This is a genomic window from Vulcanococcus sp. DEBay_Sum29NL08_54, assembly GCF_017859255.1.
In the GTDB taxonomy this organism is placed as follows: Bacteria; Cyanobacteriota; Cyanobacteriia; order PCC-6307; family Cyanobiaceae; genus Vulcanococcus.
On sequence record NZ_JAFMNJ010000022.1, the window covers coordinates 21,809 to 28,478 of the forward strand.

Consider the following 6,670-nt stretch of genomic DNA (forward strand, 5'->3'; position numbering starts at 1 on the left):
GCTTTGCTTGGTTGTCCCGAAGACTAATCAGATTGAATCCTGTCGCCGGCTGATGAAGGGTGCTTGATGCTTGTGTTTCGAAAAGCGACGCGAAACGATTCCCTTTATTAAGAGTTCCCCTGGCGCCTTCAGCGGGCTTGGAGCTGCATATGTTTTTGGCAGGCAATTTTGGGGGCACATGGTTTCGAGCCTTGATGAGGCGGTCCTTTCGCGCAAGAGCTTCCGGCATGTTCTCTCGGCATCGATTCGTCGCTGCAAACAGTCGCTGAATGCTGCACTTGACCTCTTGGAAGAAGCGATGTCCCATCGCTTCTTCCAGTCCTTGCGATACGTGCAGTGGTCGGATTACCAGCTCAAGCCCATCTTGGTGGCTTCAGTGCTGATCAATCTTCTCGAGCTTGCTTCCCCGCTCTACATCAATATCGTCTTCACTTCAGTCCTCCCCTCTGGCTCGATGTCGAGCTTGGTGGTCTTGAGCGTGGGTGTTGTGCTGTTGATGATCTTGGGGGGCTGGCTCAAAAGTGTGCGTCTGGTGTTGACCGGTGCTGATGGAGCTCGCGTCGAGCATCAGAAGCGGGTCGAGGCTGTGTCCCATTTCTTGCAGTTGGGACTGCCGGATTTCTTGGCACTATCCCCAGGTCGGCATTTGCAGCGTTTGAACAGCATCAATCTTCTGCGCGATGAGAGTGCTTTGCAGGCGCTGACCACTGCCATTGATTTGCTTTTCTCGCTGTTGTTTGTGGTCGTCTTGTTCTTGATCGCTGGCAGCGTTGGAGTGGTCGCTGTTCTCGCGATCATTGTCTACCTCTTTCGCGCTCTGGCCTTCGCTCGGGACTACGAGCGGCTCTCACGACGTCGGGATCAAACCGAGCTTGAGACCCGCACCTATCAAGACAAGTTGGTCGATGCCATGGATTTGATCAAATCCAATGGTCTTGGTTCGAAGTTTTTGGTGGCTAGTGAGCGCTTTCAAGAAGAGCAGGCCTATGACCGGATGCTGCACAACACCTTCGCTGGGCAGTACCAGGCTTTTGGTTCCTTGATGGGACAGATCACGTTTGCCGCTGGCGTCACCTGGGGTGCGCTGTTGGTCGTGAACGATCGTCTACTCGTCGGTGCCCTTGCTGCTGCTCTGCTGTTGCTTGGCAAGATCCTCGCCCCTTGGCAGCAAGCGATGGGGCTATGGAACAGCTATCGCCGCTTGAGCCTTTCGAGGGATGAATACGACGCACTGATGGCCTTGCCTGTCGAAGGTCCTGGGGGCAGCCGGCAGCTTCCATCTGGGGGTCTGCTCACCATTTCGCGGCACGGTTCTCCATTGGTCGAGGCGAAGAAAGGCTCTGTTGTGTTGCTTCGGGATCAGCGCTTTGGCGTTGATGTACGGCAGTTGTTTCTGGAGTTAATTCAGGTCAGCCCTAACCCTGAGTTGTCCCTGGATGGTGAGCCGATCGCGTCCTATCGACGCGTTGAGCTACGGGATGACATTGCTTACGTCGATCCATCCCGCGCTTTTTTCCAGGGGACGTTGCTGGAGAACATCACCTGTTTTCAGCCCAGTCGCCTGAGGCGAAAAGCCTTGTTCTGGTCCTTCCTGACTGGCTTGGATCACCAGGTTCGTGCCTTGCCCCACGGCTATGGAACAGCCATGGGTGGAACGCTTCCAACGGGCCTCTCGCGTGACGCTCAAGCCCTTGCGCACCTGGTGACGGCTCTGACTCGTAATCCTCACCTCCTGCTCCTTGATCTCAGTGATTGTTCCTACGGGAAGGCTTTTATCGATGGACTGACACGGGCCCTTCACCGCTGTCACGGCCACTTAACCGTGTTGATTGCGGGTCGGGGGTTGGTGCTCTCCGGGCTTGCTGATCAACAACTCGATCTCCAATCCGCCCTGCAGGAGGCCAGCTCATGACTTTGTCCCGCAATGGCTCTGAATCCAGCAGTCCCGCTCAGTTGATTCGCGACCTGACGCTCAGTCCCGAAGCTCCGTTGGCCTTTTGCCTGCGACTGTTGTTGCAGCAGTTGATGTGGATGGGACGGTCAGAGCAGCTGTTTGAGCTGTTTGGTCCTGATCCCCGTCAGATGGACCTGGTGGAAGCCCGGAACCTGCTGTTGCGGTTGGGCTACGGCAGCACCCAGGAGCGTCTTCAGAGCTGGGATCAGTTACAGGGTTACAGCCTACCGGCGCTTTATCTGACACCCGAGCAGCACCCCTATGTGCTGTCACGGGACGGGCAAGGTCTCCTGTTGGCTGCCAATGCTGATGGTCGCGTTGGTCTTGCAGATGTGCCGGTTGGCGGCAGCCTGGTTGTTTTTTACGAAGCGCCTCCTAGCGATCGCGTGGCCTTGGTGCAGCAGGTGCTGTATCGCTTCCGTCACCGCATTTCGCTGCTCTATGGAATCAGCTTCGCGCTTGCTCTATTGGCACTGGTTGTGCCCTTTTACATCCGGGCTGTTTACAACATTGTGATTCCCAGTGAAAACCTCTTCACGGGAGCCTGGCTGTTCCTTGGCGTCTTGTTGTTGTTTGGTCTGGATTGGACCCTACGTCAATGGAGAAGCAGTCAGTTGGCGCAGCTGGCGGCACGCCTTGATGCCTTATTGGGCGTGAAGCTGATTGAGAAGACGATTGGACTGGACTCCAACCAGACTGAAACCTTAGGGACTCGCAGCTACCGCAATCGGCAACGCAATCTCGATGCGCTATTGGTCTATTTGCAAGGACCCCTTGCCCTGGCCCTGCTGGACTTTCCCTTTGTCCTGCTCTATCTGGGTGCGATTGCACTGATCGCAGGCCCCTTGGTCTTGATCCCCTTGGTCTTGATGGGCATCACCGCCATCTTGGTCCTGGTGATGTCTCGTTATTACGGCGTCGCTGCTGATCTCAGCCTCTCCAGTGAAATCGGAATTGCTCAGGCGCAGCAGGAGTTGGTGAGCCGCTTTTTGGAGGTGAAGCAATCCAGTTTGGAGTGGGTCTGGCTGCAGCGTTTACGTGGTCTCTCGGCTCAGAGCACCAGTAGCGCACTGACGATCAACCGCCAATTGGGGCGCCTGCAGGTGGTTGTCAGTACCGCATCTCAGCTGGCCGGGGTGTTGACTCTGGCGTTTGGCGTTTGGCTCGCTTCGAACAGCGAAGAGGGTGCCGCTGCCATGGGCACTCTGATTGCCGCAATGTTCTTCGTCTGGAGGGTCTTTACACCCTTCCAGCAGTTGATGAACGCGATGTTGCGTTTGAGTTCGATGCGCAAGCAGTTCGCTCAACTGGATCAGTTTTTCAAGCTTCGTCAATCCACCCGGATGGCGGCTGAATCACCGCATCATCGGCTCTATGGCTCGGTCCTCTTGGATTCCGGCACCTGTCGATTGGGTCGTGACAGCAGTTTGGCTTTGACGCGGGTCTCCCTCTCGGTGGAACCCGGCCAAATCCTGGCTCTGACGGGGAAAGCCGGTTGCGGCAAAAGTGCGGTGTTGCGGGTGATTGATCAGCTGTATCCGCTCTCCAATGGCTCATTGCTCTTTGACGGTGTTGACTATCGCCAGTTCAGTCCTGATCTGATTCAAAGCAACATCGCTTTCGTGATGGAGCGCTCAGAGCTGCTGCCTGGGACGGTGCTCTCCAACCTGATGGCGATGAATCCCGACGTGACGCCACCCCACGTGCGCTCGATTTGCGAACGCATCGGGATCTTGGACTATCTGGAATCATTGCCTGACGGGCTCGACACCTCCCTGGATGAGGCATTTGTTTATCAGCTGCCCCATGGGGTATTGCGTTTGTTCTCCCTGGCGCAGGCCCTGATTAAAGACACCCCAATCCTGTTGATCGACGACCTCAGTCAGGGGTTATCTCCGGATCAATTCCAAATCTTTCTCGAGGCCCTGCCCTCTTTCCGGGTGTCGTTCTTCAGCGGCCACCCGCGCAGTGTTGTCATCGCCACCGACAACCGCTTGTTACTTGAGAAGGTCGATCAGCTCTGCATTCTCGACAAAGGGGTGACCACCTTCCAGGGCACTCCCGAGGAGTTACGCCAACGGCTTCAAAACAGGCCCTAGATCCAATCCACCGTTCACCATTTTCTCTTCATGCCATGACTTCCTCCTCTGTCAACGCCAACCCTGAGCCAAGCAAGGATGAGGGCGCATCCTCCCCCCCCTCTGCCGGCTGGTTCGCCAAGCTTCCTGGTTTGGATCAATCCGACGTGGCGGCGTTGGTTGGACATCAGCGCTTATCCCAGGCCCTTGATCTCGAGCAAAAGCCGGACAACCGTCACCTGCGCTTGTCCTTGTACTTCCTCGGTGGTGCAGCAGCTTTGTTTGTCCCCTGGGCGGCCCTGACTCCGTTGACTCAGGTCGTTCAGGCTTCCGGTGAGGTCGTGCCAGAGGGAGCGGTGAATGTGGTCCAGCACTTGGAGGGAGGGATTGTCTCCAAGGTGGATGTCCGCGATGGCCAGGAGGTCAAAGAGGGACAGGTGTTGCTGGAGCTCAGCCCCAAGTTGGTGGGCAGCGAATATGACGCAGCTGAGCAGAAGCTCAAGAACCTGTTGCTGCAGCAAAAGCAACTGCAGGCGGCGATTCGTGGTGACGCAACCCTCTCAGTTGGAGATCTCCAGGGGATAGAGCAGGGCAACAAGGTCAGTGCTGCCCAGCAACAGCTCTTGACAAGTCGCCTTGCCAATCGAGCTGATCAGCTGGCCGCTGCTCGGGCCACGGTGCAGCAGAAGCAGGCGGAAGTCGAGGGGTTGAACGAGCAGATCAATCTCCAAACCCAGCAGGTTGCGATGTGGGCGTCGCTTCAGGAGTCCGGCGGGGCCTCACGGTTGCAGTTGCTCCATACCAAGACGCAGCTGGCGGAGATGAAGGGGGCGCGGAATGAAGCGCGCAAGGCCTTGAGCCAGGCCCAAGCCAACCTGAAGGGCGTGGAATCCGGCCTGCATTTCGAGAACAACTCACAAATTGCAGAGTTGGTGAGCGAAGAGGCTGTGGTGGCAGAAAACATCAAAAAAGTGCGCAACCAGCTCGAGCGCACCAAGGTCACGGCCCCGGTCAGTGGGGTGATCAGCGACCTGCGCTACAAGGCCCCGGGTGCTGTGGTGGGTCCAGGTGCTGTGGTTCTGCAGGTCGTTCCGACTGGCAGTAAGAAGTTGGTGGAGGTGCGGGTGCCATCCAAAGACATTGGCTTTGTGAAGGTGGGGCAGCGAGTGGACGTGAAGCTCCAGCCGTTTGATTCCACCATTTATGGATCTGTGCCCGGCAAGGTGCTGAGTTTGGCTGGAACCACGGTGCAAGATCCGGATACCCGTGCCTACTACTACCTGGCACGGGTGGAGCTGGACCGGCAGTTTGTGGATCAGCGCCGCAAGACATTTCCGATTCAAGCGGGGATGCCTCTGGTTGCGGATATCCAGGGGCAACGCCGCAGCGTTCTGCGTTATCTCTTCCAGCCGTTCACTCGGACGATGGATTCAGCACTACGGGAGAGTCGCTAAAGACCTCTCTTCTGCTTGTCTCGCTCGATCATCTTCCTTCAGATCCCGCCCTACATGCGGGATCTGGCAGTCCTCTTTTCATCTCCTTTAGATTCGCCTTGATTCTTAACCACCGGCGCTACTTCTTTCCCTTCCGGCGGCAACCGACGTCAATACCTTGGCAATAGATGTGCGCTTCGGCGTAGGGATCGATGCCAGCAGAAGAAGGACTCGGTTTTGCTCTCAATCCCGGTGGCGACGCGCAGGCGGCAGAAACCGATCGGGACATGGCGGGCAATGTCCAGGACCGGAAGGTGCCCGATCCACACGGTGAGTTTGTTCTGCCAGGCGGGGCCGAGGCGTTTCAGAACATTCCCTACGAAGGGATTCCGGAAACGGTGGACCAGCCGCCACCGCCAGAGGTTGTGGCTAAGCCCACGATCCCTGGTCCGCAGTATGCACCGCAGGGCAGCAGTGGGGGCATCCCGTTGTTCCTCACGACCACCACTGAGGAGTCCCAACCGGCCTTAGTCCCGCAGCAGCCGCCTGGTCAGCCACCGACGGGGGTTGCAGCGACACCGTTTCAGCCTTTAGCTGCTGCAGCCGACGCGGTTGAGGCGGCTCCATCATCCGATCCTCCAGTTGATCCCAATCCGCCGACCATCGATGCTTCTGACTTGGGTGAAGCGCTGACGTTTGACGGCGGCTTAAGCGACGGCAATTTCGTCGGTGATCAGGGAGCTGGTGATACGAATGCCAGTCCAGTTGTTGCCAGTGTTGATTTTGCCGCCAACTTCACGATTACGGCGCCAGGACCTGGTGCTACACGAACAATTGTCTATGCGCTTGGGTTGGATGGTGCGTACACGGAAGGATCACCATCTGGATTGACGAGTGGTGGAGTACCGATCCGTCTTTATGAGATAGGAGGTGTGATTACGGGTTCGACGTCATTGACGGAAGGTGGAGTGAATGCGGGTAATACGACATTCACGATTGAGATCAGTAGCAGCAGCGGTGTGTTGACGCTGACGCAGTCGCAGCCGATCGACCATAGCCAGACGGATATCTATGACGGAGCCTATATCGAGGACTTGGCTTTGTTGGCTAATGGCCAAGTGGAACTCTTGGTCAGTGTTACCGATGACTATGGATCGGGAATTGTCAGATCCGCTACGGCATCCATTGATTTAGGAGGGAATATC

At 56.9% G+C, this 6,670-nt stretch carries 4 protein-coding genes; all 4 read left to right on the forward strand.

The features are described from left to right. The first annotated feature begins 178 nt into the window (after positions 1-178). Positions 179-1,912, forward strand: coding sequence for an ABC transporter transmembrane domain-containing protein (locus QZ186_RS08260; RefSeq protein ID WP_296416418.1), 1,734 nt, complete (start codon positions 179-181; stop codon positions 1,910-1,912). Continuing rightward, positions 1,909-4,053, forward strand: a complete 2,145-nt coding sequence (locus tag QZ186_RS08265; RefSeq protein WP_296416419.1) for an ATP-binding cassette domain-containing protein — start codon at positions 1,909-1,911, stop codon at positions 4,051-4,053. The genes QZ186_RS08260 and QZ186_RS08265 overlap by 4 nt, the downstream gene beginning before the upstream one ends. 35 nt (positions 4,054-4,088) lie before the next feature. Further along, positions 4,089-5,486 carry an HlyD family type I secretion periplasmic adaptor subunit gene (locus QZ186_RS08270; protein ID WP_247478832.1) on the forward strand — a complete coding sequence of 466 codons (1,398 nt, stop codon included), beginning with the start codon at positions 4,089-4,091 and terminating at the stop codon, positions 5,484-5,486. Between the two features lie 191 nt (positions 5,487-5,677). Beyond that, the coding region (locus tag QZ186_RS08275; RefSeq protein ID WP_296416421.1) for a DUF5801 repeats-in-toxin domain-containing protein at positions 5,678-6,670 on the forward strand (993 nt) is incomplete at its 3' end.